21 protein-coding genes and 4 pseudogenes are annotated in these 25,328 nt (G+C 38.2%); 20 read left to right on the plus strand and 5 right to left on the minus strand.

Going from position 1 to position 25,328, the window contains the following annotated elements; genetic code table 11:
- Nucleotides 1–116 precede the first annotated feature (116 nt).
- A complete protein-coding gene (locus PRIP_RS14405; RefSeq protein ID WP_036102004.1) occupies nucleotides 117–335 on the plus strand; it encodes a DUF3955 domain-containing protein in 219 nt (72 codons plus the stop codon).
- Between the two features lie 108 nt (nucleotides 336–443).
- Nucleotides 444–1,292, plus strand: coding sequence for an aldo/keto reductase (locus PRIP_RS14410; RefSeq protein ID WP_036102005.1), 849 nt, complete (start codon nucleotides 444–446; stop codon nucleotides 1,290–1,292).
- Nucleotides 1,293–1,496: 204 nt separating this feature from the next.
- Here PRIP_RS14410 and PRIP_RS18310 read toward each other — a convergent pair whose 3' ends face one another.
- A complete protein-coding gene (locus tag PRIP_RS18310) occupies nucleotides 1,497–1,583 on the minus strand; it encodes a putative holin-like toxin (RefSeq protein WP_420912130.1) in 87 nt (28 codons plus the stop codon).
- Between the two features lie 314 nt (nucleotides 1,584–1,897).
- Here PRIP_RS18310 and PRIP_RS14415 point away from each other — a divergent pair, with 314 nt between their 5' ends.
- Nucleotides 1,898–2,173 carry a hypothetical protein gene (locus tag PRIP_RS14415; RefSeq protein WP_036102007.1) on the plus strand — a complete coding sequence of 92 codons (276 nt, stop codon included), beginning with the start codon at nucleotides 1,898–1,900 and terminating at the stop codon, nucleotides 2,171–2,173.
- Nucleotides 2,174–2,384: 211 nt separating this feature from the next.
- On the opposite strand, the gene PRIP_RS14420 is transcribed toward PRIP_RS14415, so the two are convergent.
- The 4 genes from PRIP_RS14420 to PRIP_RS14435 all read right to left on the minus strand — a co-directional run bounded on the left by PRIP_RS14420 (nucleotide 2,385) and on the right by PRIP_RS14435 (nucleotide 7,561).
- Nucleotides 2,385–3,020 (minus strand): CPBP family intramembrane glutamic endopeptidase, encoded by a 636-nt coding sequence (locus PRIP_RS14420; RefSeq protein ID WP_036102009.1) that lies wholly within the window; start codon nucleotides 3,018–3,020, stop codon nucleotides 2,385–2,387.
- Between the two features lie 610 nt (nucleotides 3,021–3,630).
- Nucleotides 3,631–4,602, minus strand: a complete 972-nt coding sequence (locus tag PRIP_RS14425; protein WP_036102011.1) for an AraC family transcriptional regulator — start codon at nucleotides 4,600–4,602, stop codon at nucleotides 3,631–3,633.
- 16 nt (nucleotides 4,603–4,618) lie between these two features.
- Nucleotides 4,619–6,187 (minus strand): alpha-L-rhamnosidase-related protein, encoded by a 1,569-nt coding sequence (locus PRIP_RS14430; protein ID WP_052008959.1) that lies wholly within the window; start codon nucleotides 6,185–6,187, stop codon nucleotides 4,619–4,621.
- A gap of 15 nt (nucleotides 6,188–6,202) precedes the next feature.
- Entirely contained in the window at nucleotides 6,203–7,561 is a 1,359-nt protein-coding gene (locus tag PRIP_RS14435) for a glycoside-pentoside-hexuronide (GPH):cation symporter (RefSeq protein ID WP_052008960.1), read from the minus strand.
- A gap of 551 nt (nucleotides 7,562–8,112) precedes the next feature.
- On the opposite strand from PRIP_RS14435, the pseudogene PRIP_RS14440 reads away from it, so the two are divergent.
- The 17 genes and pseudogenes from PRIP_RS14440 to PRIP_RS14510 all read left to right on the plus strand — a co-directional run bounded on the left by PRIP_RS14440 (nucleotide 8,113) and on the right by PRIP_RS14510 (nucleotide 25,157).
- Nucleotides 8,113–9,496 (plus strand): annotated as a pseudogene (locus PRIP_RS14440) (amino acid permease).
- A gap of 303 nt (nucleotides 9,497–9,799) precedes the next feature.
- Nucleotides 9,800–11,158 (plus strand): annotated as a pseudogene (locus PRIP_RS18130) (immunoglobulin-like domain-containing protein); the annotation flags it as partial.
- Nucleotides 11,159–11,203: 45 nt separating this feature from the next.
- Complete coding sequence (locus tag PRIP_RS17830; RefSeq protein ID WP_036102071.1) at nucleotides 11,204–12,166, plus strand: chitinase; 963 nt, start codon at nucleotides 11,204–11,206, stop codon at nucleotides 12,164–12,166.
- A gap of 95 nt (nucleotides 12,167–12,261) precedes the next feature.
- Nucleotides 12,262–12,744: a DUF4352 domain-containing protein gene (locus PRIP_RS14450; RefSeq protein ID WP_036102013.1), complete on the plus strand. Its 483-nt coding sequence runs from the start codon at nucleotides 12,262–12,264 to the stop codon at nucleotides 12,742–12,744.
- Between the two features lie 88 nt (nucleotides 12,745–12,832).
- The gene (locus tag PRIP_RS18315; RefSeq protein WP_077913036.1) at nucleotides 12,833–15,946 is read left to right on the plus strand and encodes an immunoglobulin-like domain-containing protein; all 3,114 of its coding nucleotides are present in this window, start codon (nucleotides 12,833–12,835) and stop codon (nucleotides 15,944–15,946) included.
- A 170-nt stretch (nucleotides 15,947–16,116) separates the two neighbouring features.
- Nucleotides 16,117–17,392 (plus strand): annotated as a pseudogene (locus PRIP_RS14460) (nucleotide sugar dehydrogenase).
- 22 nt (nucleotides 17,393–17,414) lie between these two features.
- Complete coding sequence (locus PRIP_RS14465; RefSeq protein ID WP_036102015.1) at nucleotides 17,415–17,666, plus strand: Wzz/FepE/Etk N-terminal domain-containing protein; 252 nt, start codon at nucleotides 17,415–17,417, stop codon at nucleotides 17,664–17,666.
- A gap of 19 nt (nucleotides 17,667–17,685) precedes the next feature.
- Nucleotides 17,686–18,084 (plus strand): YveK family protein, encoded by a 399-nt coding sequence (locus tag PRIP_RS14470; protein ID WP_036102017.1) that lies wholly within the window; start codon nucleotides 17,686–17,688, stop codon nucleotides 18,082–18,084.
- Nucleotides 18,078–18,758, plus strand: a complete 681-nt coding sequence (locus PRIP_RS14475) for a CpsD/CapB family tyrosine-protein kinase (protein WP_036102019.1) — start codon at nucleotides 18,078–18,080, stop codon at nucleotides 18,756–18,758. Before PRIP_RS14470 ends, PRIP_RS14475 begins: the two co-directional genes overlap by 7 nt.
- Nucleotides 18,759–19,056: 298 nt before the next feature.
- The gene (locus PRIP_RS14480) at nucleotides 19,057–20,091 is read left to right on the plus strand and encodes a hypothetical protein (RefSeq protein ID WP_036102021.1); all 1,035 of its coding nucleotides are present in this window, start codon (nucleotides 19,057–19,059) and stop codon (nucleotides 20,089–20,091) included.
- A complete protein-coding gene (locus tag PRIP_RS14485) occupies nucleotides 20,057–21,307 on the plus strand; it encodes a lipopolysaccharide biosynthesis protein (RefSeq protein ID WP_036102023.1) in 1,251 nt (416 codons plus the stop codon). The genes PRIP_RS14480 and PRIP_RS14485 overlap by 35 nt, the downstream gene beginning before the upstream one ends.
- Nucleotides 21,300–21,926, plus strand: a complete 627-nt coding sequence (locus tag PRIP_RS14490; protein WP_036102074.1) for a sugar transferase — start codon at nucleotides 21,300–21,302, stop codon at nucleotides 21,924–21,926. Before PRIP_RS14485 ends, PRIP_RS14490 begins: the two co-directional genes overlap by 8 nt.
- A 31-nt stretch (nucleotides 21,927–21,957) precedes the next feature.
- Entirely contained in the window at nucleotides 21,958–22,917 is a 960-nt protein-coding gene (locus tag PRIP_RS14495; protein WP_036102024.1) for an NAD-dependent epimerase/dehydratase family protein, read from the plus strand.
- Nucleotides 22,886–23,740, plus strand: coding sequence for a hypothetical protein (locus tag PRIP_RS14500; RefSeq protein ID WP_052008962.1), 855 nt, complete (start codon nucleotides 22,886–22,888; stop codon nucleotides 23,738–23,740). The genes PRIP_RS14495 and PRIP_RS14500 overlap by 32 nt, the downstream gene beginning before the upstream one ends.
- A complete protein-coding gene (locus PRIP_RS17845; protein ID WP_052008963.1) occupies nucleotides 23,725–24,162 on the plus strand; it encodes a glycosyltransferase in 438 nt (145 codons plus the stop codon). Before PRIP_RS14500 ends, PRIP_RS17845 begins: the two co-directional genes overlap by 16 nt.
- Nucleotides 24,143–24,887: pseudogene (locus PRIP_RS14505) on the plus strand (glycosyltransferase family 2 protein). Before PRIP_RS17845 ends, PRIP_RS14505 begins: the two are co-directional and overlap by 20 nt.
- A gap of 39 nt (nucleotides 24,888–24,926) precedes the next feature.
- Nucleotides 24,927–25,157: a helix-turn-helix domain-containing protein gene (locus PRIP_RS14510; RefSeq protein WP_241434193.1), complete on the plus strand. Its 231-nt coding sequence runs from the start codon at nucleotides 24,927–24,929 to the stop codon at nucleotides 25,155–25,157.
- The last annotated feature ends 171 nt before the right edge of the window (nucleotides 25,158–25,328 follow it).

Here is a 25,328-nt window from a genome sequence, read left to right on the forward strand (position 1 = left end):
AGAGAAGACGGCTCTCCTGTTTTTTGATGCTAAATTTATTGATAAACGATAAAAATATGCCCCAAAACAATGTTTTTATGGTATAATAAAAACAAATAATAAGTGAGGTGATAGCGATGATAAAAAAATGGAGTCAATGGTTCGGTCCGATTTTGATTTTCATGGGTGTGTTATGTCTTGTGATTGCCCCGTTCGTTCCAGTTGAAATAGATGCGGAAGGTTTTGTACACGAGCCTGGCTTTTATTTAATCCCAGTAAGCTATGTTTTCTTTCTATCTGGAATCATTGTTACGTTAGTCATGACAATACGAAAGAAATTACGCAAGCGAAACTAGAATAATGATTGGAGGCCACAAAAAGGCTCTTCAATCTTTTTTTGTTTAATAAATGGCAAAAAAGTCATATACTAGTAGTGACTACAGATTAGAAAGGGGTTTTGGAGAATGGATTTAAAAGTTACAGATACGAAGAAGTTTCATAATGGACAAGAAATTCCACTGGTTGGGCTTGGCGTATGGAAAATGCGGGATGAAAAGGAAGCGATAGAGGCGATTCAAGTTGCGATTGAGTCGGGCTACCGCGCAATTGATACAGCGAAAGTATACGAAAATGAGGAATATGTCGGTCAAGCGATTCGAGAAGCTGGCATTGCGAGGGAAGCACTAACAATCACCTCAAAGCTTTGGAATGCAGATCATGGTTATGACGAAACCTTGCGAGCATTCGATACGACGCTTAAGAAATTGCAACTAGACTATCTCGATTTATATTTAATTCACTGGCCGGTGCTTGCATATAAAGACAGCTGGCGCGCAATGGAACGGCTGCACAATGAAGGACTTATCAAATCCATCGGTGTCAGCAACTTCCACAAACATCACCTAGAAAATCTCTTCACAACCGCAAACGAAAAACCAGTTATCGACCAGATCGAAATCCATCCCTTACTGTCACAAAAACCGTTAAAAAAATATCTTGAAAGCCAAGACATTGTCCACGAAGCATGGTCACCACTCGCACAAGGCGGCGAATTACTAACAAATCAAACGCTACAAAGCATAGCCGAAAAATACAACGTTACGATTCCCCAAGTCATTTTGCGTTGGCATTTAAATAACGGCTCAGTCATCATTCCAAAATCCGTGACACCAGAACGAATTCGCGCGAACATTGATTTGTTTGACTTTGATTTAGCAGCTAGCGATATGGCTGAGATTGATTCGCTGAACAAAGATGCACGGAAAGGATCAGATCCAGATAGTGAGGAGTTTTTGGCGCGAGTTTGGAAATGAAAGGAAAACGTGATTTTTATCAAGTTTTGGATTCCAACGATATGAATGATTGTGTTTTGACGATATTTTCAAAAAGTGCTATAATGAAATAGAAAAGGAAGCCATGCGCTAACATGACTTCCTAGTGCAAACACCATTTAAGATGGTGACAGCCATATGTGAATTTTTTAAAATCCGCCTAGCCGTCAAGCTTATGGGTGGATTTTATTTTTTGTCATTTTTACTGTTCATAATCGCCACAATTAGTGCCGCAAAAGCGATTATAATTGTAAGACTTTCGAAAACAGTCATGCTTAGTCTTTTCCAGGAGAAACCATCAATAACATGGCACCACCTACTTTCATATAAAGAAGGCTGCCAACCACCATAAACTCGTTTGCATTGTTTAGTATATCATAAAAATGAGTTGCTTTTAAAGCAATGATGAAACGCATTTTGTTGCGGAAGTCGTTAGTGGGTATTGTTTATCTGATAAAGTGAAAAAAGTCCACAAAATGGTTCTAAATTCTATATAATAACAGGTAATTGTTAACAAAATAGACATACAAATGATAACGTTTACATGGTATAATATAGTCTAATCTTAAAAAAGGAGTGGATGAGAAATGAAAAAGATTCTAGCGAGTATGATGATGGTGGCAGTTCTGGCTGTAGGGTTTGTTGGTGCATCGGGAGTAGTCAATGAACAAAAAGTAGAGGCGGCAGCGGCTACTAAATTATATGTAACTGTCAACTATACATCACAGATACAATATAGTTCACTGAGTACTACGTATAAAGCAAATGGTTATACTTATAAAGGGACAGTCTATAATTCAAAGGCCCCAGCATGTTATGCGAAAGCTGTTACTAATACTTACTCTGGCTGGGTGTATAGATAAGTCAAAGCTCGCAAAGGAATAGGCCAAGATATAACTAGTGTAGCAAGACGAAGTAAAAAAGAAAACCCTATACAAGAGGTTTCAAAAACTATACAATTTGTTAGATTCGGTTTATGAGCGATAGCATATTTTTTGCATAAACGAAAAAACATACTTAGATTAAGTAGTTAAGACCGCGGCCATGATCTTAACTACTTATCTTAGTATGTTTTTATCGTAATAATATTGGTAAAAAAGAAATTATATCAAAAGACATGTGTACTAACCATGTCACCCAAACTGAATTACTTTTCTTAAATAGATAATTCAATATCAAACGGCTAGGGATAATCGTAAATAAACATTGCAGTAAGTTATAATCATACGCAGGCAAATGCCAAACTGCGAATAAAACAGAGCAGAGGAGTGTCGCTTGCCAGAACTTCCAGCCAAGCTTTTTCCATGCGGCGTAAAGGACGGCAATAGACAGCAATTCCTCACCCATTAGCATGAAAGGGATATGCTTAATAACGTAGCTCCAACTCAGAACATTTTCAACACTATTTCCTGTGTGTCCGCCAGCCATAATTGACCAGAGTCTTCCAACCAATAAACCTACTATAAATAAGAATGGAATCCCAATTAGCAACCATTTAAAGCTAAAGTGCTTAAACCAATCCAAGAATTCATTTTTCAGTAGTAGTAAAAGTACGATAAACATAATGACAACATTGAAATACATGCCAACAATTTCTAGCACAGCAACATTTAAAAAAACATAAGGTAGTAATTGGTAAGACAGGCCTACGAGTATTGTAATCAAAATGAGTATATAGCCTTGTTTCCGGTTAATAAGAGTATTTTCCATTTAACTATCTCCTTTTGGCTCTTGTTCAGTAGTAAGTACCCTCTAAACAAAGATAAGAAACCATCGCTGCAGCCCGAACTGAAGCAGAAATGGTTCCCTAACATAACAGTTAAGTAATATGGGGAATTAGCAATAACTGAAACGCTAAGTAAAGTATAAGCGATGTATGGAATAAATGCTGTGGATAAAAGATGAAATAATAAAGATGAAATCATGGAATGAGAACGCTTTCTGAAGCGTCTTTCATGTATTTGCTCTTACTTTCCTAAGGAAGCGCTTCTATATAGGAAAAATCATACAAATGTTCACGAATTATCTACAGACACGAATATGAAAATCCGATAGAATAAAGGAGTACCTCATCCCACAGGTACATCTCAGAGTACATCTCATGAGTAAAGAAAGGGCGGAGTATCTGTTGAAGGAACTTCGTCTCTTTTTGTTTTATAAAGGTATTGCCTGATGTTTGTCTCTGGGAGATTGGATTGAAACTTCGCGCGGATGCATATCGTGAATTATTAAGAGTTGCAAGATTGAGGTTTGCATTCATCAGCTAGGAAGTCGTTGCTTATTAAGTATTTATCGAATTTGGAAAAATACGGCATGGAAACTAGCGGTTTTGTTCACGGAATTGCTTTGGAGTCATGTGGTAATGATGTTTGAATTGTTTGAAGAAGAAGCTGGGTGAGCCATATCCGGCTTCTTCGGCGATGTCTTCTAATTTTTTGTCTGTATAAAGTAGTAAATGTGTCGCGTGATGGAGTTTTTGTTGGCTAATTAAATCTGTTAATGTTTTACCAGTTTCTTTACGTAGTTTATTACTTAAATAATTTTTATTGAAGCCAAAATGTGTGGCCATCTCAGCAAGTGTTAGCGTTTTGTAATTATCTTCTATGTATTCGAGCATCGGAAATAAAGTTGCGTTTTCCGAAGTACGTATTTGATATTCTTTGTTTTCATGAAAAACTCGAGCCAATTCCATAAAAATAACCGCTAAATAATGATTTATCATCTCATTTGAGTAATCTTTTGGATCGAAAAATTCGATGAAGATAAGTTTCATTACGAGTTGCAGATGATTGTTATTTTGTGCATCAAAGCGGATAAAATGATCTTTCGTGCTACTGGAGAGCGCTGCGGAAAGCAGGAAATCAGACACGATGCTTTTATTGCTTTCCAATGTTTTGATAAATGTTGTTTTGACGGTTTCACTGCGGAAAATAATGTTTAGTAAAATATCGTTTTCGCCCATTTCGGCTATACTATGACTTGTATTTTGATCGAAAAGGCAGAATTGTCCTTGTGTGAATATATATTCTTTGCCATTAATAATCTGTTTTGAAGTACCAGAATAAATGTAATTTAGCTCAATAAATTGATGCGTATGTGTAGGCATTTCTGCAAACCGATGATGTTTATTAATGAAAATATCATTTTGGCTAAAAAAGGGCGCGTCAGGCATGATAACTTTGTCTTGTTGTTTATGCACTTTAATATCATTAATGTTTTGATGGCTAATTCGTTGTTGTTTTTCAATGGTATCGTGCATTCGTAAAAACTGATCTAACTCTTCAAAATCCATAGCTAACGCGCTCCTTTCATAAGTTATATTTTCGGATAAAATAGGCTGGCGTGCAGCTCCATGCGTGACAATAGGAGTTGATAAGGTGGCTTCCATACGGTGAGAATGATAAATCGTTCGGTTTAAAAAGTTCCCAAAATGTGTCGGCGCCTTGATGTAGCATATCCCCCCAATACCCGACTAGCACTTGTTTGGCGGCTTCTTTATTGCCTACTTTTAACCAAGCTTCTACGAGAAAATGATGGGCAAATGGTGTTGTTAGACCGATTTCTGGCGCCAAATCTTGTGTTCGTTTTAGCAATGCTTCCGCTTCATTACTTGGTAAGATACCTGCTAATACCATCCAAATTTGGCCATGCCATGAAATCTGCCGGCTGGAACTACTAACAAATATTTTTTGCTCGGAATCCCAAAGATGTTTTTGTGCGGCTTTGGTAGTGTTTTCAAGTAGTGCTGTTAGTTTTTTTGTGCTTTCTGAATGAAGGATTTTTGCGAGACTAATTGCTTGTTTTAACGTGAAGATGATGAGGCCTTGGATAGGCACTTGTTTTTCTAGTTTGTCGTTCCAATCTATAAAAGCCCACCAATATGGCTGCTCTACTGCTAAATAGCGTTCATCTAGCAATGTTTCTGCAAATCGAATTTGATCTAAGGCGACCGGCCATAATTCTGTTAATGTGTCGATATCGCCAGTCGCATGATAATAATCGTGCAGCGTCGTCATGAAATAGAGCGCGTAGTCAGCTAAATACGTATCGTCAGGAATTGGCTCAGGCTCAATGAATAGATTTGCTGCCACTCGCCCATTCGCATCTGTTAAACCGGCGAACAAATACAAACAACGCTTCACTAAATCTTGATTTTGAAAAGTCTCATAGTTTGTTTGCGCTTGCAAGTATAAATCACCTAACCATAAACGTCGGTCTCGCTTCGGTCCATCTTCAAACACATCCTGCATACAATCATGCAATGTTTTCACGCTAACATCATCTAGTTTCTGAAAAAAATCACTCGTATTGGGGCGCTCTTTTAGGTTATGTGTATTCGCGGAACTTATCATCTTTATTTTAACATGTTGTAGCACTACTTTGTATTTTGGTGATGAATCAATAACTTCTATTTTCAAATAACGAAAGCTGTAACGGCGCGCCATATCAAGCGTATGTGGCAATACATCCACATGATAATGCGCTTCTTGAAGCCAAGATTTACTCAACCAGCCATCATAACTAGCAAACGGCTCAGCAATCTCGACGGGCATTTCGCCAAAAGTAAGTTTTAAATAAAGTGGCGCATCGGGAGGACTTCCAATTGGTAAAATGGAAAGACTCGGAAAACCAACAACATGTTCACCAAAATCAATCGTAATGCTATCACCTTGTCCAAGCACATAATTCTCTAAATCTTGAATCGGCGCAATTTGGCGCATTTTCCAACCGTGAATCATAGACGCATCAGCCTCAACTTCCACGATACTTTTTGCCGCAACATTCTTATGTAGCAACGGCTTGCGCAATTGTTCGGCCTTTTTTAGAAATGCTATATTTTTTTTAATAATAACATCCTCGTTCACTTGTATATTCACATTAAAAACCTCTTTCTAATCTTCCAATAACCGCGCGTCGAGCTCTTTGCGGATTGCTGGGTATAATTTATCCAACTTATAAAACGACATAATAATCATGGAAAGTACGACTAAAATAGCTGGAATCACGAGATAATTCAATTTTATGGCGAGTAGCGCATTTGTTGTCTGTGTCTGATTTGCAGCATAATGTCCCCAAGTTAAAACAATCCCAGAAATCGCACCTGCAACAGCCATTGCTACTTTTCCGATAAAACCATTGATTGCTGAAAGAATCCCAGCAGCACTAACGCCAGACTTCCATTCACCATAATCTACTGGATCAGCTTGCATGGAGAAATAAATACTCTGCCTAAGCCCATGTCCCAGTGCGGCAATTACAGCCCCAATAAGTAATCCCGTTACATTCACATTTGCCCAAATCATAATAGCAAAACCAAGCAAATTCACAGTACTGGCAATCATAAACACAGTCCGTTTCAACATCCGCCCAGAGATCACTGGTGTAATGACCGTACCAACCATCGGAACGAGCGAGCCAATACCCGCCACAACTGCCGCCAAATCAGGTCTTCCAACATTGTACGTATAGTAATAAATCAATGAACCTTGCATAAAAAAGAATGAACCCCACATAAATAAAATATTTACCGCAAAAATATACCATGGCTTGTTACCTTTCAGCGCTGAAAAAGTCTGTTTTACCGTCACTTTCTCCTGCTTCATCTTCACTTTTTCCTCGACATTGCGGAAAGTAAAGAAGAATAACAACGTTCCAACCACTGCAAAAATCACCATCGTCCAGAAAAATCCTTGTGCTTTCGAATCGCCGCCGAGCCAGCCGACTAACGGCAATGTCATAACACTAACAATCGTTGCTCCAACAAAGGAGAAAATCATTCGAACCGTTGCCAAAATCGTTCTTTCATTCGTATCACTTGTTAAGCTAGGCAAAATCGAGGCCATTGGAATATTCACCATTGTATAAGCAAGAGATAAGCCTAAATATGTAATATAAGCATAAATCAGCTTGCCCGCAGGCCCAATATCAGGAACGTAAAATGCCAAAATCGCTAACAACCCGAAAGGAATCGCTCCCAGCAAGAAGTACGGTCTTGATTTTCCCCATTTAGTATTCGTTTTATCAATCAAAATCCCCATTAAAACATCAGCAACACCGTCAACGACACGAGTTACGAGAAATAAAACACTAACTTGCACCGCCGCTAGCCCAAAAATATCTGTATAAAAATACATTAAATAAAGCGTTATCATTTGCCAAATTAAATTACATGCTAAATCTGCTGAACCATAACCAATTCTTTGCCGCCATTTAGAAATGCCTTTATGTTCTAAAGCTGTTGTACTTTCCATTGAAATTCCTCCCGAACCAATATTTCAAGTCGCGCAACCTGTTCTTTAATTAAAGCGCTTTCTGAATGATGGAACAAGTGCATTTTTACATATGTTTATGCGTGATGTACAGGTGAGCCAGAGATTGATATGACTTAAACCTGCACAGAGGTATAGCATCTGAAAGATTGTGAAATTTACGCAAAAAATGTAATCGCATACAAAAAAGAATATAATTACACGCGGCGAAATATATATAAAATCACAAACTTTTTCAGAATGTAAATATACCTATATATTCTGTGAATGATATATTGAAATTTAAAACTTGTATAAGCTATTATCTATCAATGCCATTGAAATACTTTCTAAATTATAAGCGTTCTTATTTGGTATGAAGTTAGTGCGTGTGGTACAATTAAAATATGATAGCGGTTACATTGTGAATTTAAAAATGATGGTATTTGCACTAGTTTTACGGTATGATGGTTATAGACATTGTTTCACAAAGATTGGTGGTTTGACTCGACTGGTTCTTGTTAACCACGACAACAAATAAGGGGGAAATACATATGTCAGAAGGACAGACATTAGAAAGAGGTTTGAAGAATCGTCACGTACAGTTGATTGCCATTGGGGGCGCAATCGGAACGGGTCTGTTTCTCGGTTCAGGGAAATCGATTCATTTAGCTGGGCCATCGATTCTTTTTGCCTACACAATTACTGGTATTATTTGTTTCTTGATTATGCGCGCACTTGGAGAATTACTGCTATCAAATTTAAATTACCACTCATTCGTCGATTTTGTATTTGATTATTTAGGAAATGGCGCCGCGTTTGTTACTGGTTGGACTTATTGGTTCTGCTGGATTTCTATCGCGATGGCGGATTTAACAGCGGTTGGGTTATATACCCAGTTTTGGTTTCCAAGCGTTGCACAGTGGGTGCCTGGTCTTATTGCTCTCGTTATTCTACTTGTTATGAACCTTGCAACTGTTAAACTTTTCGGTGAAATGGAGTTTTGGTTTGCCTTAATTAAAGTTATCGCGATTTTGGCGCTTATTATTGGTGGTACTTTTATGATAATCAAAGGATTTTCAACAGACGCTGGTGCATCAAGTTTTACAAACCTTTGGAGCCACGGCGGATGGTTTCCGAACGGAGCTTCAGGCTTCGTACTTTCTTTCCAAATGGTTGTTTTTGCTTTCGTTGGCATTGAGCTCGTGGGCTTGATGGCTGGTGAAACGAAAGATCCTGAGAAAGTTATTCCAAAAGCAATTAATAATATTCCAATTCGGATTATCATTTTCTATATTGGTGCTTTACTCGTGATTATGAGTATTTATCCATGGAATGACATTAACCCAGCGAAAAGCCCGTTCGTGCAAGTGTTTTCTGCGCTCGGAATCGCAGCTGCAGCTGGAATTGTTAACTTTGTCGTACTGACCTCAGCTGCATCAGCATGTAATAGTGCCGTTTTCAGTACAAGTCGTATGGTGTATTCACTAGCTAAAGAAAAGAACGCCCCATATCCAATGACAAAATTAACATCGCATAAAGTACCATCTAACGCATTGTTCTTCTCAACAATCGTTATCTTAATCGCGGTTATTCTAAACTACGTTATGCCAGAAGGAGTATTCACACTGATTACTAGTATTTCCACGGTCTGCTTCATTTTCATCTGGGGAATTACAGTTATCTGCCATCTGAAATACCGCAAAACACGTCCAGAACTTGCAGCAAAAAACCAAATTCAAAATGCCACTGTACCCAATTTCTAACTACTTAATTCTTCTGTTTTTGGCATTCATCCTTGTTGTTTTGGCGCTAGCAGAAGATACACGCGTAGCTTTGTTCGTAACGCCAGCTTGGTTTGCTCTAGTCACTGCGATTTATTTTATTCGTAAGTCGCGAGTGGAAAAACAGGAAGACAGTGCACCGAATTTAGACTAAATAATACTTTTGAAGCCTCGTAATTTTACGAGGTTTTTTTGTGTTTGAGAAAGCAGTTCTTGTCACAGAAAAACAAGCTCTGTCCCAAACGATGCGTAATTTTGACCAAATTGCGAAAAAATATTGAGTTCATAAAGAAACTCTCTATAATGAAAATCAACAGGCTTACACAAAATGAAAGAAGTATGGTTTAGGTTATTAATTTATTTTGTGAAAAATATAGCAAGGTTAAAAAGGAGGACAAGCATGAAAAGCAATAAGCAATCTACAAAAAAGGGCAATAAACTAACTAGAACGCTCGCCATGACACTAGTAGCAGGAATCGCTACAACAACACCAGTTTCTTTAATCGTAAACGCCTCTGCGGTAATAAGTCCAAGCGCAGTAGCCAATCAATTGGTAGCACCTACAATAACACCTAACGAATTCGAATTATACACAGATAGCTACATAAGAGGGACTTTTGTAGGCGATGTGAAGCGTATTAAAGTATTTGTTGAAGGCGAGAACAGTGGTGAGTACAGTGGTGGGACAGTGAGTGGAGGCGTATTCCAATTTTATGCCCGCGATAAAATTCGCAACACCCACGATAAAGTTACTGTAAAAGCGTATAACACTGCAGGTCAAGAAGTAGATAGCAAAGTATTAACTATCAAAAATGCAGATGGGACAGGCAGTATAACCGTTGATGATTTTGTATTACGACAAAGCAGACATGTAGAGGGAACATATGAGGGCAACGTAGCAAGAGTTCGCCTCAAAGTCGGTACTACAGAATATTCGGGTGGAACTGTATCTGAGGGTAAAATCGTTTTTTACGCACTCGATAAAATTAAAAGCACGTCAGAAGCAGTAGTACTAATAGGTTATGACAAGCGTGGCAACAAGATTACTGAACAAACAGTTAAAGTAACAGAACTTGGTGGAGCAATCGAAGTAAATGAATTTGAACTGTACACAGACAGTTACGTACAAGGCACTTTTACCGGTGAAGTTAGAAGCATCAAGTTAGTAGTTGAAGGTGAAAGTAGCATAGAACACCTTGGCGGAACAGTAAGTAATGGAGTATTCCAATTCTATGCCAAAGATAAAATTCGTAATTCATTTGATAAAGTGACGCTCAAAGCATATAACGCAGTGGGCCGAGAAGTAGACAGCAAGGAAATTTCAATTAAAAATGCCGATGGTACGGGGAGCTTAGTTACGAATGAATTTGCTTTAGGGCAAAGTCGAAATGTAGAAGCAACTTATCAAGGAAATGTTTCCAGAGTTCGCCTGAAAGTAAACAACCAAGAATATACCGGCGGAACTGTTGCTGATGGAAAAGCGACATTTTATGCACTCGATAAAATTAGAAATATGACAGATAAAGTAACGCTAATAGGCTTGGATCGACGCGGCAATAAAATTACAGAACAAGTTGTGAATATTGTCGAAGGCCAGGTGAACACTGCGCCAACAATTACAGGTGCTACTGACAAAACAATCAATAAAGGTACAGTTTTCAATCCATTAGAAGGTGTAAGTGCAACGGATAAAGAAGATGGCGATTTGACAGCCTCCATCCGAGTGACAGGGAATGTTGATACTGCAAAAGCAGGCATCTATGAGTTAACGTATGCTGTTAAAGACTCTGCTAATGAAGAAACCAGAGTTACACGCAAAATTACTGTTCAAGAGATAGTCGCAGCAGACCCAGCAGCCGAAATGGTTAATCCAAAAGGCAAAGTATTAGTTGGATATTGGCACAACTGGCCGGCAGGAAAAAGCGATGGATATAAACAAGGGTCGTCAGCTGCGATGGATTTAACAGAGATTCGCAAAGGATACAATGTTATTGACGTCTCTTTCATGAAATCAGCGGATGGCGGCGGAATACCGACTTTTGCGCCATATAACATGACAGATAAAGAATTTCGTGCCCAAATAGGTGAGCTAAACAAAGAAGGCAGAGCAGTCATCATGGCACTTGGTGGAGCAGACGCTCATATCGAATTGAAGCAATCGGATAAAGACGCTTTTGTAGCAGAAATTATCCGTATGGTTGATGTATATGGATTTGATGGACTTGACATCGACCTTGAGCAATCCGCAATCACTGCTGGAGAAAATCAACAAGTCATTCCAGAAGCTCTCCGTGAAGTTAAGAATTACTACAGAGCTCAAAATAAGAATTTCTTAATTACAATGGCTCCAGAGTTCCCATATTTGAAACCAGGTGCAGCGTATGAAGCGTATATTAAAGGCCTAAATGGTTACTATGATTGGATTAATCCGCAACTATACAATCAAGGCGGCGATGGTCTCTGGGTAGATGAACTAAACTTATGGCTTACCCAATTAAACGACGACTTAAAAGCTAAATTCTTATACTACATGGCAGACTCTTTCTCCAAAGGAACAAGAGGATTCTTACAAATCCCAGCCGACAAACTTGTCTTAGGAATTCCAGCAAATAACGATGCAGCAGCGACAGGATACGTGATTAAACCACTTGATGTCAAAGCAGCGTTGGATCAGTTAGAAAAAGATGGACAACCAATCAAAGGTCTTATGACATGGTCAGTCAATTGGGATGCCGGAAAAGATAAAAGCGGAAAAGCATACAATTGGGAGTTCGTTGACCGTTATGCACCGATGTTATTTAACGAAACAAAGGCAATGAAGTAAAGCGATAGTATACAAGGCTGGTTAAATAGCTTTCTGCTTTAGCCAGTCTTGAATCTGAAGAATCCCTATTTTCCAAATCGCTGAAAGGAGAATACATGAAAAAACTGATACTTTGTGCAATGTCTATGCTCGCTATCTTTGCTCTCGTTGCGTGCGATCCGACTCCAGAAGAAGGAGCGAACGATAAACAAAAAGATAGCACCAAAGTAGTGAACGAAGGCACTGCTAAACATCAAGATGTTAAGTTAACTAAAAATGTCGGAGAAACCGAAATGACTGTAGACCATATCAAACAGAAAATCATTAAGAAAAAGAAACACCTCGAATTGCAATTTAGTCTAACCAATCATTCTTCCACAGATAAGGGATTTGGTGCCAATGACTTTAGGATAGAAGCTGATGACAGTGAAACATACCGAATCGATGGCACAAAAGTCAATTTTGGCGATGTTATTGCACCGCATAAAACATTAACGGGCAGCGCTTATTTTGTAATCCCAGAAAAAATTAAAAGCATCAATGTCGTATATCAACCAGAAGAAAAAATGGAAGCGGCATGGAAAATAGATCTTGAATAATTGGTATTCTGGGCTTGTCCCAATAACACATACTAAATACTATTGAAAAGAGGGAAAAATTGTGAAAAACCGTTCAATCAAACTAGCAATGAGTACAGTTTTAATTTTACAAGCATTTCTTATTGCATTAGCTGGTGTATTTTATATGCCGCAACCACAACAAGTAAGCGCAGTAGAGAAGAGCACGACAGCATCTAAATACAGAAATGTTATGTATTACGGAGACTGGTCAATTTGGGGAGGTCAGGGAAACTTTTATCCTAAAGATATCCCAGCAGATCAATTAACACATTTAAACTTTGCATTTTTAGATTTTGATAGTAATGGGAACTTTATTTTTACGGATACAGATGCAGCTGTGAGCGCTCCGGTTGGTGAGACAGACGTAACGTGGGGAGGCCCTAGCGCTGGTATTCTAAATGCTTTGCAATCCCTTCGAGCAGAAAATCCTAACATGAAAATTGGAGTATCACTTGGTGGTTGGTCAAAATCAGGAGACTTCTCAACGGTCGCAGCAGACCCAGCGAAGCGTGCCAATTTTGTATCCAACACAGTGAAATTCGTCAAAATGACAAACATGGACTTCGTGGATGTTGACTGGGAGTATCCGGCATCCGTTCGGGAAGCAGACCTTGTAGATAACAAAAACGACGAAGGTACACCGAATTCACGACCAGAAGATAAGCAAAATTACATTACACTATTACAAGAATTGCGTACAGCACTTGATAAACAAGGAACAGAAATCAAAAAAACATATGAACTAACAGTAGCACTACCAGCACCAAAGTCAAAACTAGATGAAGGAATTGACGTTAAAGCATTATTTGATGTTGTAGACTTTGCCAATATCATGACATACGACATGCATGGCGCATGGGAAGGACAAACGGGTCATCACTCTGCATTGTACGGCAATCCAAGCGATCCATCCTTTTCAGACGGACTTTCTGTGGACCAAACGGTTGCTTATTTAACATCACAAGGAGCAGCCCCAGAAAAAATTGTTATCGGAGCAGCCTTCTACTCCCGTGGATGGAATACTGTTGCTAAAGGATCAGATCCACTTAATCCAGGTCTATTCCAGCAAGCAACAAAAGATTTTGCAGACGCAGACCGAACACCAACATGGGGAACATCGAATGAAATTGACATGGTTATCGGTGATTTCGGAAGAGCTTCAGGGACTTGGGCATATCGCAACATTGATAAATTAAAAGCAAGTGTTCCAGGTTTGACGGAATATTGGGATGGTGTAGCAAAAGCACCGTATTTATACAGCGACATAACAGGACAATTTTTCACATTCGAGAATATACGTTCCGTGACAGAAAAAGCGAAATATGTACAAGAAAAAAATCTTGGCGGCATGATTTCATGGATGCAATCTCAAGACAAAGTGAGCGCGGGATCAACAAAGCGTGACGAACTAACAAAAGCAATTAAAACTGGTTTAGCTGGCGCAGAAAAACTACCTGATCAAAAAATTGTTTACGCAAACCAAGATGTAGAAGTGACGGTAACAGCAACGACTAATTCATCTTACACAGTAAACTTGCGTAACAAAGCGGTGAATAAAGAAACGAACCCGGTTCTAAAAGCAGTAGAAGCAGGATTCAACACGGTTAAGCTACCTAAATTCTATGTAGCATTGAATACAACTGAAAGACTATCAGCTGGGGACAATCATGCAGGGGCAGTTTCACAGGCTGGAAATATGGCTGTCATTGACCTTGCTGGTGTCTATGACGGTAAAACAATTTTGCCAGGCGCTAACTACTCATTTAAATTAAATACAACAGGTAATGCAAACAAGGCGAATATTAATACAATTCATTTAACACAGCGCATGGCAACTAATCGCAGTGAATTAGGCAAACAACTTGTTTTCGGTACACAAAATACTGCTCCAGAAATTAAAGGAATAAGCAATAAAACAATCACTGTTGGAACATCATTTAATGCCTTAGAAGGCGTTACAGCTACCGATGCAGAAGATGGTGACCTAACATCTCAAATCAAAGTAACAGGAACAGTAGACACATCAAAAGTCGGTGAATATGAACTAACATACAGTGTTAAAGACTCAGCAAATGAAGAAGTAACAGCTAAGCGCACAATTAAAGTGATTGCCAGTCAAGAACCAGTAACAGGAACCATTACCCCAAGAGCTTTTGAAGTTTACAAAGACACTTATGTAAGTGGTACGTTCACTGGCGATGTGAAACATATTAAACTTGTTGTAGAAGGTGATAAAGGTAGCGAATACACAGGTGGAACAGTCAGCACGAACGGCACATTCCAATTCAATGCAACAGGGAAAATCCACAATTCCTACGATAAAGTAACAGTAGAAGCTTACAATACAGCCGGTAAAAAAGTAGACAGCAAAGCCGTCTTACTAATTAATGGAGATGGAGCAGGATCAATCACGACAGATGATTATATCCTTGGCCAAAGTAGACACATTGAAGGAACTGTTAGCGGTAACGTCTCAAGAATTCGCTTGCAAGTCGATGGAGCAGAATATGCTGGCGGATCATTAGCAAATGGCCATATCTCTTTCTACGCGATGGACAAAATCAGAACAACAACAGCTAAAGTTATTCTAGTGGCTTACGATAGACGTGGAAACAAAATTGATCAACAAAATGTCAAAGTAAGACCATTGCATACAGGTAGTGTAGCACCAAACGAATTTGTGTTGTATCAAGATAGCTATGTTACAGGTAGCTTTACAGATGATGTGAGACGCGTTCGACTAGTTGTGGAAGATGACAATGGAACCGAAGTTGAGTACGCAGGAGGAACAGTAGAAAATGGAACATTCCAATTCTACGCCAGAGATAAGATTCGTAGCTCATATAACAAAGTAACAATTAAAGCATATAATTCCGTAGGACATGAAGTAGATAGCAAAGTAGTTGCCGTGAAAAACCTAGATGGTAACGGCACAGTTGTTGCTAGTGAGTACGTGCTAGGTCAAAGCAAGTATTTAGAAGGAACTTACACAGGAAATGTTAGCCGAGTGAGATTAAAAGTAGGCGACACAGTTTACAACGGAGGAACAGTAGAAGCTGGGAAAATTTCCTTTTATGCACATGGAACAATTAAGAATACCACTGAAAAAGTAGTTTTAATTGCTCTGGATGCACGCGGTAATATTATCGACCAGAAAGACGTGAAGGTAACAACGAAATAAACGTGTATTTAGTGAAACGACAGCCTGAGACAAAAATCTATCAGTATGAATGCGTACTGGTTCTATCTCAGGCTAGACTTTCCATTATTATTTTTAACACCTATGCCTTAGGTAATTAATACGGACAAAAAAACAGTAGCTATCCAGCTTGATTGAAGAAGGTGAGAAAATTGAAAATAGCAGTGATTGGTTTGGGTTATATCGGTTTACCTACAGCGGTCATGTTCGCCAATGCAGGGCAGCAAGTAATTGGTGTTGACGTGAATCCATCTGTCATAAAAAGGTTAAATAACGCAGAATCGGGCATAGAAGAACCATTTTTACAAGAGGAGCTTGAAAAAGCAGTAAGGCAAGGAAACTTTACTGCAACTACCCAAATAGAGCTAGCTGATGTGTTCATCATTACAGTACCAACGCCAAGTAAAGAGGACTTGTGGAAATCATGTGATTTGACTTATGTGATGCAGGCGGTTGAAAGTATTTTACCTTGTCTAAGAGCAAATAACACAGTGGTCATTGAATCAACCGTTGCACCTAAAACAACTGAATCTGAAATTTTGCCATTAATAGAATCAGTAGGTTTGCAAGTAGGTGAAAATGTACATCTATTGCATTGTCCAGAACGTGTTTTGCCAGGGCGAATTATTCACGAATTAGTGCATAACGACAGAATTATCGGTGGGGTTACTCCGAACTGTACAGAAGCCGGCATTAAATTGTATCAAATATTCGTCAAAGGTCGCTTAATACCCACGGACGTGGCAACCGCAGAATTAGCTAAACTGATGGAAAATACATTCCGTGATGTTAATATAGCACTGGCTAATGAACTAGTGAAGGTTGGCGAGACATTAGAAATTGATGCGCTAAGAGTCATTGAACTTGCGAATCACCACCCACGTGTCAATATTCATCAACCAGGTCCAGGCGTTGGCGGGCATTGCTTAGCTATAGATCCGAACTTTATTGTAGCCACGGCGCCATTTGCGACACAGCTAATCAAAGAAGCAAGAAGCGTTAACGAATCGATGCCAGTATATATTTTGACTAAAGTAGAACAAATCATGACTCATATAGGCGGTAGGAAGATAACCATTTTTGGTCTAGCATACAAAGGAAACAGTGACGATACTCGTGAAAGCCCCGCGATGACAATTTACCAAGCTCTGCAAAAGCAACAAACATATGACGTAGTGGCATTTGATCCACATGTCTCTTTAGACTTTGTAAGAAAAAGACATCAACAAGGCTTTAACAAATACTGATTTACTATTAGTACTCACTGATCATTCGGAATTCAAACAAATTTCCGCTAAACATACTGCACAAATGCGAAATAAGCTCATTTTTGATACAAAAGGTATTGTACAGCAAGTCGACGCCAAAGTTAGCACCATAAATCTAGGAAATATGCATGCACTAAAAAAAGTAAGTATCATGACTTGAAAGAGAAGGTTAGGTTAGTAATATGGAAAAAATGATAGACTTGCGCATAGTTGCTAAGCGAATGAAGCAGTATCTTTGGATTCTTGTCTTAGCGGCAATATTTGGCATTGGAGGCGCGGCTTTATGGGCAACACAAGTGGCTACTCCAAAATATCAGGCAACGGCAGACATCTTCGTTAAGCCACAAAAATTAGAAACAGAAGATTTCCGACTAGACGCCAACACGAATAATCGCTTAATTAGTACGTATTCAGGCATTTTAAAAAAGTCATAAAATTATCGATCAAGTAAAAATGAAATTAGATATCAGAGAAAGTTTCCAAACAATAGTCGCCAATTTAAATATAAAAAATGAAAATGAATCGCAAATCATATCCATATCTTATATAGCAACAACACCAGAAGAAGCCACCAAAGTTGTAAATACGGTGATTAAAGTAATGGAAGCAGAGGTCGGGGTGTTGCTTGAAGGCGATACTATTAAAACTTTATCCAAAGCAACGGTAGAAGAAGCAGCGATTCCAGTTTCACCAAATATAAAAATGAGCTTGTTGATGGGGCTATTTATTGGCTTGGTGGGTGGTCTGATTATTATGGTTGTAATTCTATTCAGCAATAATACGATTAGAGAAAATGAAGACATTGAAGAGATAACCAATATTCCTATTTTAGGGGAGATTGAGAAATGGTAATAAAAAAGCAATATGCTGAAAGACAATTAATTCAAAAAGAAAAAGGTGTTATACCTGAACAGATTCGTAATATTCGTACTAGTGTTCAATATCTAGCGAATAGGCGAAATCTAAAAGTAATTATGGTGACATCTTGTAGGCAAGGCGAAGGGAAATCAAGTGCCATTGTCAATCTGGCTTATTTCATGGCCAAAAATGATAAAAAAGTATTGGTTATCGATAGTGATTTACGTCTACCAACAATTCATAAGCCATTTCAACTTCAGAATTTTACGGGGCTTACCGATTTTCTAAATGAGCTGATGGATGAAAAAGAGATTATTCAACGCGTTGTTGAAAATTTAGATGTTGTAACAAGCGGCCCATTGCCATACAATCCTACCGAACTACTAAGTAAAGCCCGTTTTAAAACTTTTATCGACACGCATCGAGGTGATTATGATTTCATTTTCGTAGATGCCCCTCCAAGTGGGTTAGCGGATAGTAAAATTATCGGAAGCGTTTGTGATAGCACGATTATTATAGTAGAGAATGGAAAAACAACGAAAAATCAGCTAAAAACATGCATCGATACATGTAAAATGCAAAATATTGATATTATTGGCGTCATTAGAAATAAGATAAGGAAGAAAAAGCATGACTCGAATTATTATTATAACTATGTTAAAGAGTAGCTTTTGGTGGGAGTCATGCAGTTAAGAGTGGGTAGAATCACAGTTGTTTTTGGCATCGTCATATATATATTGGCATTGTATATTGCCTATGTCCATTTAATTTCACCAGCATATAGTTATTATCGGCTTACCAATTTACATCCGCCATTATGGATTGTTCTACTATCCAGTTTATTAGCTATCCTACCAAGTTTTTGGTCGGAATATCACGTGCAGCGACCGTCTCAAGTGATTTACTGGATATTATATCTGTTTGCTTATATTCCTGTTATTATCATTCCAGATTTTATTAGAGAGAATGCCTGGGATTCGTTTTGGATATTTAAAGTGGTTCGTTTTTGTAGGCTTAATGATTATTCATTTTTTTAGCAAAATTTCTTTGGTAAAAATTCCGAATACTAATTTTCCAGTCGCTGCTGTGAATGTCGGGATATTTGTAGGTATGTCATTGCTTTATGTAGTTATGATTCGAGTGTATGGTTTTCATATTAATCCTGTTTCTTTTAAAGAAGTATACGGCGTAAGGGAAGTGTATCGCAGTGAGACGGGGAGAATTGCTGGGTACGCAATAACCTGGCTTTCAAAAATTATGGACATGTTTATAATGACTATTGGTATAATGCGTGGGCAGCTATTACTTCTCTTTGTAGGGATACTCGGGCAAGTGTATGTATATTCTGTTTCAGGGCACAAAAGTGTGGTGCTGTCGATGGGATTATTGTTTGTTGTTCTATTTTGTCTTAGAAATAGTGGCAAAACATTTGGTATTAACTTTGTCTGGTTCATGGTTGGCTTTGTATTGCTGGCCATTTTGGTAGATATTTTTAATGACAATATTGCATTTACAGAAGTGTTTACTAGAAGGATGTTACTTTTGCCGGGAGCTTTATCAAGTTTGTTCTTTGATTTCTTTTCAACGCATGAAAAAACATATTTAGGTCATTCTGTTTTAGGATTTTTTGTGGACTATCCGTATAAAGTCAGTCCCAGTCATCTTATCGGTTTCACCTATTTTGGTTCTGAGAAGATGTCTGCAAATGTTAATATGTGGGCTGATGCTTACTCTGCTTTTGGCTACGCTGGTGTTATTGCCTTTAGTGGGCTGCTTGGGTGTGTCCTGTGGTTATATGACAGTATTGCACAGAAACGGAATTTTGTGCTTAGTGTGGCTTTGATGGTTATGCCAGCTTGGAGTTTGGTAGATAGTTCATTTATTATTGCACTGTTCACAAATGGTATTGTGATTGCACTTGTATTGAATTACTTGTATCGCAGTGATTTATGGGAAGGAAATAAACATGTCAGCGCGAAAAATCTTAGTAACACTGTTTAGTGGGAATATGTTGGCACAGCTGATTATGATGGGTTTTGCTCCAATCATTTCAAGGCTGTATTCTGAAGCGGAAATGGGCGTTTATGCGGCGTATGTCACAGTGATTGCTATTACAGTTAAAATTGCGAGTCTAAGTTTAGAAAAAGCAATTCCACTAGAACAAGATACTAAATTGGCTAGGCAGTTATTAAGGCTTAATTTCATAATCGTTTGGCTAGTCTGTGCAGTATTGTTTGGCATATATATGATTTTTGACTGGAGTATATTACGTTTTGTTGGGATAAATCCTCATTTTTTTTCGATGCTACTACTCAGTCTAGGTATTGCTTTTACAAGTATGATACAAATTTATAACTATCAGAATATGGCGTTAGATCAGTATAGAACTTTATCTCTGACTAAATCAATGCAATTAATGGGTACTGGATTTTTACAAAGTATATTAGCTTTCCGTACTATGGGCTTACTTCTAGGCGATGTGGGTGGTAAGTTAGTCAGTTTGCTTGTTTTACGCCATGTATCTAATAAAGGCTACACGGGAAAATTAGTATTTTCGTGGACGGATATGTTTTTCTTATTATGGAAGTATCGAAACTTTATTCTTTTCTCGGCTCCGTCTGGACTTGTAAACACGCTAGCTTTACAGGTGCCACAACTTTTTATTATCGCTATTTTTGCAACGGCAGCTGGTGGTCAATATGCTTTAGTGCAGCGTGTGATTCTTGTACCAATTTCATTGCTTTCAATATCTATCGCTCAGTTTTTTTATAGTTTTGCGACAAAACGCATTGTGAAACGACCAGAGCAAGTATACCGAATGTACATGCAGATTACGTGGAAACTTGGCTTGGTGATGCTTATACCAGTGTTATTGTTAGGTGTGTTTTCACCACTTGTTTTTCCGTTTGTTTTTGGAGTGAATTGGCGTGGGGCCGGTGAGCTTGCCCAGGTTTTATGTATGCTGTTTTTTACGCAGGCGGTTTTTGGGGCCACTTCGCAGATTCTGTATGTTACGAATAAGCAAAAGCTACAAATTATTTTAGAGTGTTGCAAATTAGCAAGTATTATCGGTGTCTTTATGTTCGTGCGAGCAGACTTTCTACAAACAATGTTTTTTTATAGTGTGACTATTTCATTTTTCAATATCGCTGTTTGGTATTTAGGCTGGAGGACTTTGGTGAAGCTATTAAATGGAGTTGGGAGAAATTATGAGTAAGCGAACGATGGACTTATTTTTCAAAAGAATAATGGATATCCTCTTCAGTGTTGCGGGTTTTATTATGACTGCGCCGATAATGTTAGTTGTTGCTGCTTGTATTAAACTTGAAGATGGTGGTCCAATACTGTTTGTGCAAACAAGGACTGGAAAAGATGGCCAGCTTTTTTCCATTTATAAATTTCGATCTATGAAAGTGGAGGCGAAACAGCAAAATGAGTATGGGAAAGGTTGGGAGAGTGGTGTCCCAGATGCCTTCATATTTAAAGAAGGCTGTAGTGAAAATCCTTGCATCACAAAAGTTGGCGCCTTTATCAGAAGGACAAGTATCGATGAATTACCGCAATTTTTCAATGTGATTATTGGAAATATGAGTCTTGTGGGGCCAAGACCTGAAATACCTGACATAACACATTACTATTCAGAGGAACAAAGGAAACGACTAAAAGTTAAGCCAGGGCTTACAGGATGGGCACAGGTGAATGGTCGGAGTTTGATAACAAATGGGGAAAAGATGCAAATGGATTATCATTATGTGGATCAGCATTCTATACGTATGGATATATATATTCTAATGCTTACAATAAAGGTTGTTTTAACATTTAAAGGGGCGTTTTAGCTTAAGTGAACGGAAGGCGAGGAAACACGATGTGAGAAAAAAACGATTCTTAGTTACAGGTGGGTGCGGCTTTGTTGGCTCACAAGTACTACAAAATTTAATCAAAACCCCACATGAGATTTTTGTTATAGATAATTTAAGTACCGGAGACTGGAGCTGGATTTTAGAACGTCGTATTGATTTAAAAATATGTGATATTAGAAGTAAAGATGCCTTGGATTATATTGTAGATATTGCCCCTCATTATGTGATTCATTTAGCGGCGCAGACGGATATTCCAACATCTATGGAGCAGCAACATCTGGATGCAGATATTAATATTTTGGGGACATTGAACCTTATTCTTGCATGTAAAAAAGTCGTCAATTTTGAACGTTTTGTTTTTGCATCATCAGCGGCGGTCTACGGAAATAACACGGAGTTGCCATTAATCGAGGAGTCACGCATACAGCCCCAATCTCCATATGGCATGTCAAAAAGTATTTGCGAGCAGTACCTTTCTTTGAATGAAAAAATGGATGATTTTCCTTATTGCGCGCTTCGATTTGCTAATGTGTACGGAAATAAACGTCGAGCTAAGAAAGATGTTATTTCGAATTTCTGGGATGAACTTATTCAGCAAAGAGCGCCGATTATTTTTGGAAGTGGAGAGCAGACGAGAGATTTTATTTTTGTGGATGATATTGCGGAAGCATTAATTTTAGCAATTGATATCAAGAGAGGTGGTGTATATAATGTTTCAACAAATGAACAGACGTCCATAAATGAGGTATTCCAACGCATAAGTAATCTACTACAAATCCAATTAGATCCGGTGAGGCAAGAGCCACGAATAGGTGATGTGTATAGTAGTTGCCTATCCAATCAGAAATTTAAGATAGCAACTGAATGGGAACCGACATATACATTACAAACTGGTCTTGAGAAATTACAAGAAATAAAGATGAAGGAGACTCTCCATGCGACAAAAAATAGTGATGTTGTTATTTAACGACTTTTCCAATGATGCTAGGGTGTTGAAGGAAGGAAAAACCTTGGCGAAAGCGGGCTATTGGGTGGAATTAATTTGCATACAAGATTACAAGAAAAACATACTGCCACAGGTAGAAATTGTAGCCCCTTTTTTTTACGTAACAAGAATAGGGGGGCAAGCTAATCAGTATGCTATCTGGATAATATCATTAATCATAGGCATACTTGGACTATCAATATTAGGACAATTTTGGATTGCCGTAGCGGGTATCATGCTGTTGTTTATGTCATTCACTTCCAAAGGACATGTTTTTATCCAGCGAACAATGACTGTTATAACTATGGCGATTGTTGCCAGAAGTAGAGAAGCCGATTATTTTCAGGCTCATGATTTAAATACATTACCACAAGCTCATTTTGCAGCGAGAAGCAAGCGCAACAAAAGTCAACTAATTTATGATTCTCACGAAGTTCAAACAAGCCGCGAAGGATGTAATGGCTTTATATACAGAAAGATTGAACAGTTTTATATTCACAAAATTGATTTGATGATTGTTGAAAACAATACACGAGCTGCTTTCAATAAACAGTTGTATGGATTTTCCCCCGGTGTGATTCATAATTATCCTGAATATGTAACTAGAATGGTAGGCGGTCAGAGTATACATCGTCTTTTGGAATTATCACCAAATGAAAAAATTTTATTGTATCAAGGTGTTATTAACCCAGGCAGGGGCTTGGAAAAATTAGTAGAGGCGGTACCGTTATTTCAAGAAGGAACGCTAGTTTTATCGGAGACGGACGCCAAAAAAAGGAGCTGCAAGCAATGGTTGCCGAACTAGGTTTAGCAGCCCGTGTCAAATTTATTGATAAAGTACCATTACATGAACTAAGAAGTTATACACAGCAAGCGTTTCTGGGTTTTCAAGTTTTAAATAACACTTGTTTTAACCATTATTCTGCTTCATCAAATAAGCTTTTTGAGTATATTTCAGCAGAGGTTCCAGTCGTTTCGTGTGAATTCCCAGAAATAAAAAAAGTAGTAGAAGGTGATCAAGTTGGTATTTGTGTCAATTCTCATTGTCCGAATGCCATCGCTGTGGGCGTAAATTACTTACTTCAAAATACGGCAAAGTACCAGATATTTAAGAAAAACACACGGAGAGCCAAAAAGAAATATACATGGGAGAAAGAACAGATTAAATTAGAACATTACTATAGAACCCTCAATACAAAGGAGAAAAATGAAAGAGAAATTAGTTAGTGTAATTATTCCGACGTACAATAGTGAGGCAACCATCGCGATAACAATAGGCAGTGTTCTAAATCAAACACATAAATCCCTAGAAATTATTATTGTAGATGATGCCTCCAATGACAAGACAGTCCAAGTAATTAAAGATTTAGACAAAACGAAAATACATCTGTTCACACTCGACCAAAACGTTGGGGCGGCTGAGGCTCGGAATTTAGCATTGAGTAAAGCTAGAGGACGTTTTATCGCTTTTTTAGATAGTGATGACACGTGGTACCCAGAGAAGCTAGCTCGGCAGTTGTTGTTTATGGAGGAAAATCAGGCAGGATTTTGTTTCACAGCATATGAGCGAGTTGTTGCCTCTACTGTAAAAAATGTAGTACAAGTCCCGCGACTCCTAAACTATAATAATCTTCTGAGAAACACAATTATCAATTGCTCTACAGTAGTTATCGATCGGGACCAAATAAAAGATGTAAGGATGCCGAGTATTAGAACAAGACAGGATACAGCAGCTTGGCTTTCGATTTTAAAAAAAAGGTCATATCGCATATGGTCTGAACCAAGTTTTGGCAAGTTACAATCTTCGTAACGACTCACTTTCATCTAAAAAAGGGAAAATGGCGATGCAAACTTGGAAGATGTACCGAGAACAAGAAAAATTAAATTGTTGGCATGCGGCTATTTGTTTCACTTGCTATGCCTACAACGCTGTTCGCAAACGAATAGTTTAGACGCAATAAACATAGATAAAAACGGAGGGAATGGAAGTTATGGACAAACAGAGACAACTTAGAGAGTTGTTGGACCAAGAATTTTTTTCGAGACAGGAAGCTATTGACTACCTTGATATTTCAAAACAATGTTTTCATTCTTTAGTGGCTCGTGGCAAAATAACAAAAATCAAGAAAGGGTCTGCTGTCCTTTTTTACCGTTACGAAATCGAGCATCGGAAAAATATAGCACCAGAGTTATTTGAGAAATACCGTCCATATCAGAAATAGCTCTGTTATATTTCCTTAAACGTGTTTTTTACATCTGAAAACACGTTTTTATTATTGTGCAAAATAGTTGCCTTTGTTAAATAGCATTATTTTGAAAAGAAAGCGTTGTCTTTTTGTAGCAAAGCATATGAAAATTCATTTTTTGACTACAGCAAACAGATAGTTTACGTT

It is taken from the genome of Paenilisteria riparia FSL S10-1204, from assembly GCF_000525995.1.
Lineage (GTDB): Bacteria > Bacillota > Bacilli > Lactobacillales > Listeriaceae > Listeria_A > Listeria_A riparia.

What these genes read in the sequence shown, in the direction of transcription:
- PRIP_RS14405 (WP_036102004.1), top strand. Translation starts at nt 117, where the DNA reads ATGATAAAAAAATGGAGTCAATGGTTCGGTCCGATTTTGATTTTCATG.
- PRIP_RS14410 (WP_036102005.1), top strand. Translation starts at nt 444, where the DNA reads ATGGATTTAAAAGTTACAGATACGAAGAAGTTTCATAATGGACAAGAA.
- PRIP_RS18310 (WP_420912130.1), bottom strand. Translation starts at nt 1,583, where the DNA reads ATGACTGTTTTCGAAAGTCTTACAATTATAATCGCTTTTGCGGCACTA.
- PRIP_RS14415 (WP_036102007.1), top strand. Translation starts at nt 1,898, where the DNA reads ATGAAAAAGATTCTAGCGAGTATGATGATGGTGGCAGTTCTGGCTGTA.
- PRIP_RS14420 (WP_036102009.1), bottom strand. Translation starts at nt 3,020, where the DNA reads ATGGAAAATACTCTTATTAACCGGAAACAAGGCTATATACTCATTTTG.
- PRIP_RS14425 (WP_036102011.1), bottom strand. Translation starts at nt 4,602, where the DNA reads ATGGATTTTGAAGAGTTAGATCAGTTTTTACGAATGCACGATACCATT.
- PRIP_RS14435 (WP_052008960.1), bottom strand. Translation starts at nt 7,561, where the DNA reads ATGGAAAGTACAACAGCTTTAGAACATAAAGGCATTTCTAAATGGCGG.
- PRIP_RS17830 (WP_036102071.1), top strand. Translation starts at nt 11,204, where the DNA reads ATGGTTAATCCAAAAGGCAAAGTATTAGTTGGATATTGGCACAACTGG.
- PRIP_RS14450 (WP_036102013.1), top strand. Translation starts at nt 12,262, where the DNA reads ATGAAAAAACTGATACTTTGTGCAATGTCTATGCTCGCTATCTTTGCT.
- PRIP_RS18315 (WP_077913036.1), top strand. Translation starts at nt 12,833, where the DNA reads ATGAGTACAGTTTTAATTTTACAAGCATTTCTTATTGCATTAGCTGGT.
- PRIP_RS14465 (WP_036102015.1), top strand. Translation starts at nt 17,415, where the DNA reads ATGGAAAAAATGATAGACTTGCGCATAGTTGCTAAGCGAATGAAGCAG.
- PRIP_RS14470 (WP_036102017.1), top strand. Translation starts at nt 17,686, where the DNA reads ATGAAATTAGATATCAGAGAAAGTTTCCAAACAATAGTCGCCAATTTA.
- PRIP_RS14475 (WP_036102019.1), top strand. Translation starts at nt 18,078, where the DNA reads ATGGTAATAAAAAAGCAATATGCTGAAAGACAATTAATTCAAAAAGAA.
- PRIP_RS14480 (WP_036102021.1), top strand. Translation starts at nt 19,057, where the DNA reads ATGCCTGGGATTCGTTTTGGATATTTAAAGTGGTTCGTTTTTGTAGGC.
- PRIP_RS14485 (WP_036102023.1), top strand. Translation starts at nt 20,057, where the DNA reads ATGTCAGCGCGAAAAATCTTAGTAACACTGTTTAGTGGGAATATGTTG.
- PRIP_RS14490 (WP_036102074.1), top strand. Translation starts at nt 21,300, where the DNA reads ATGAGTAAGCGAACGATGGACTTATTTTTCAAAAGAATAATGGATATC.
- PRIP_RS14500 (WP_052008962.1), top strand. Translation starts at nt 22,886, where the DNA reads ATGCGACAAAAAATAGTGATGTTGTTATTTAACGACTTTTCCAATGAT.
- PRIP_RS17845 (WP_052008963.1), top strand. Translation starts at nt 23,725, where the DNA reads ATGGTTGCCGAACTAGGTTTAGCAGCCCGTGTCAAATTTATTGATAAA.
- PRIP_RS14510 (WP_241434193.1), top strand. Translation starts at nt 24,927, where the DNA reads ATGGACAAACAGAGACAACTTAGAGAGTTGTTGGACCAAGAATTTTTT.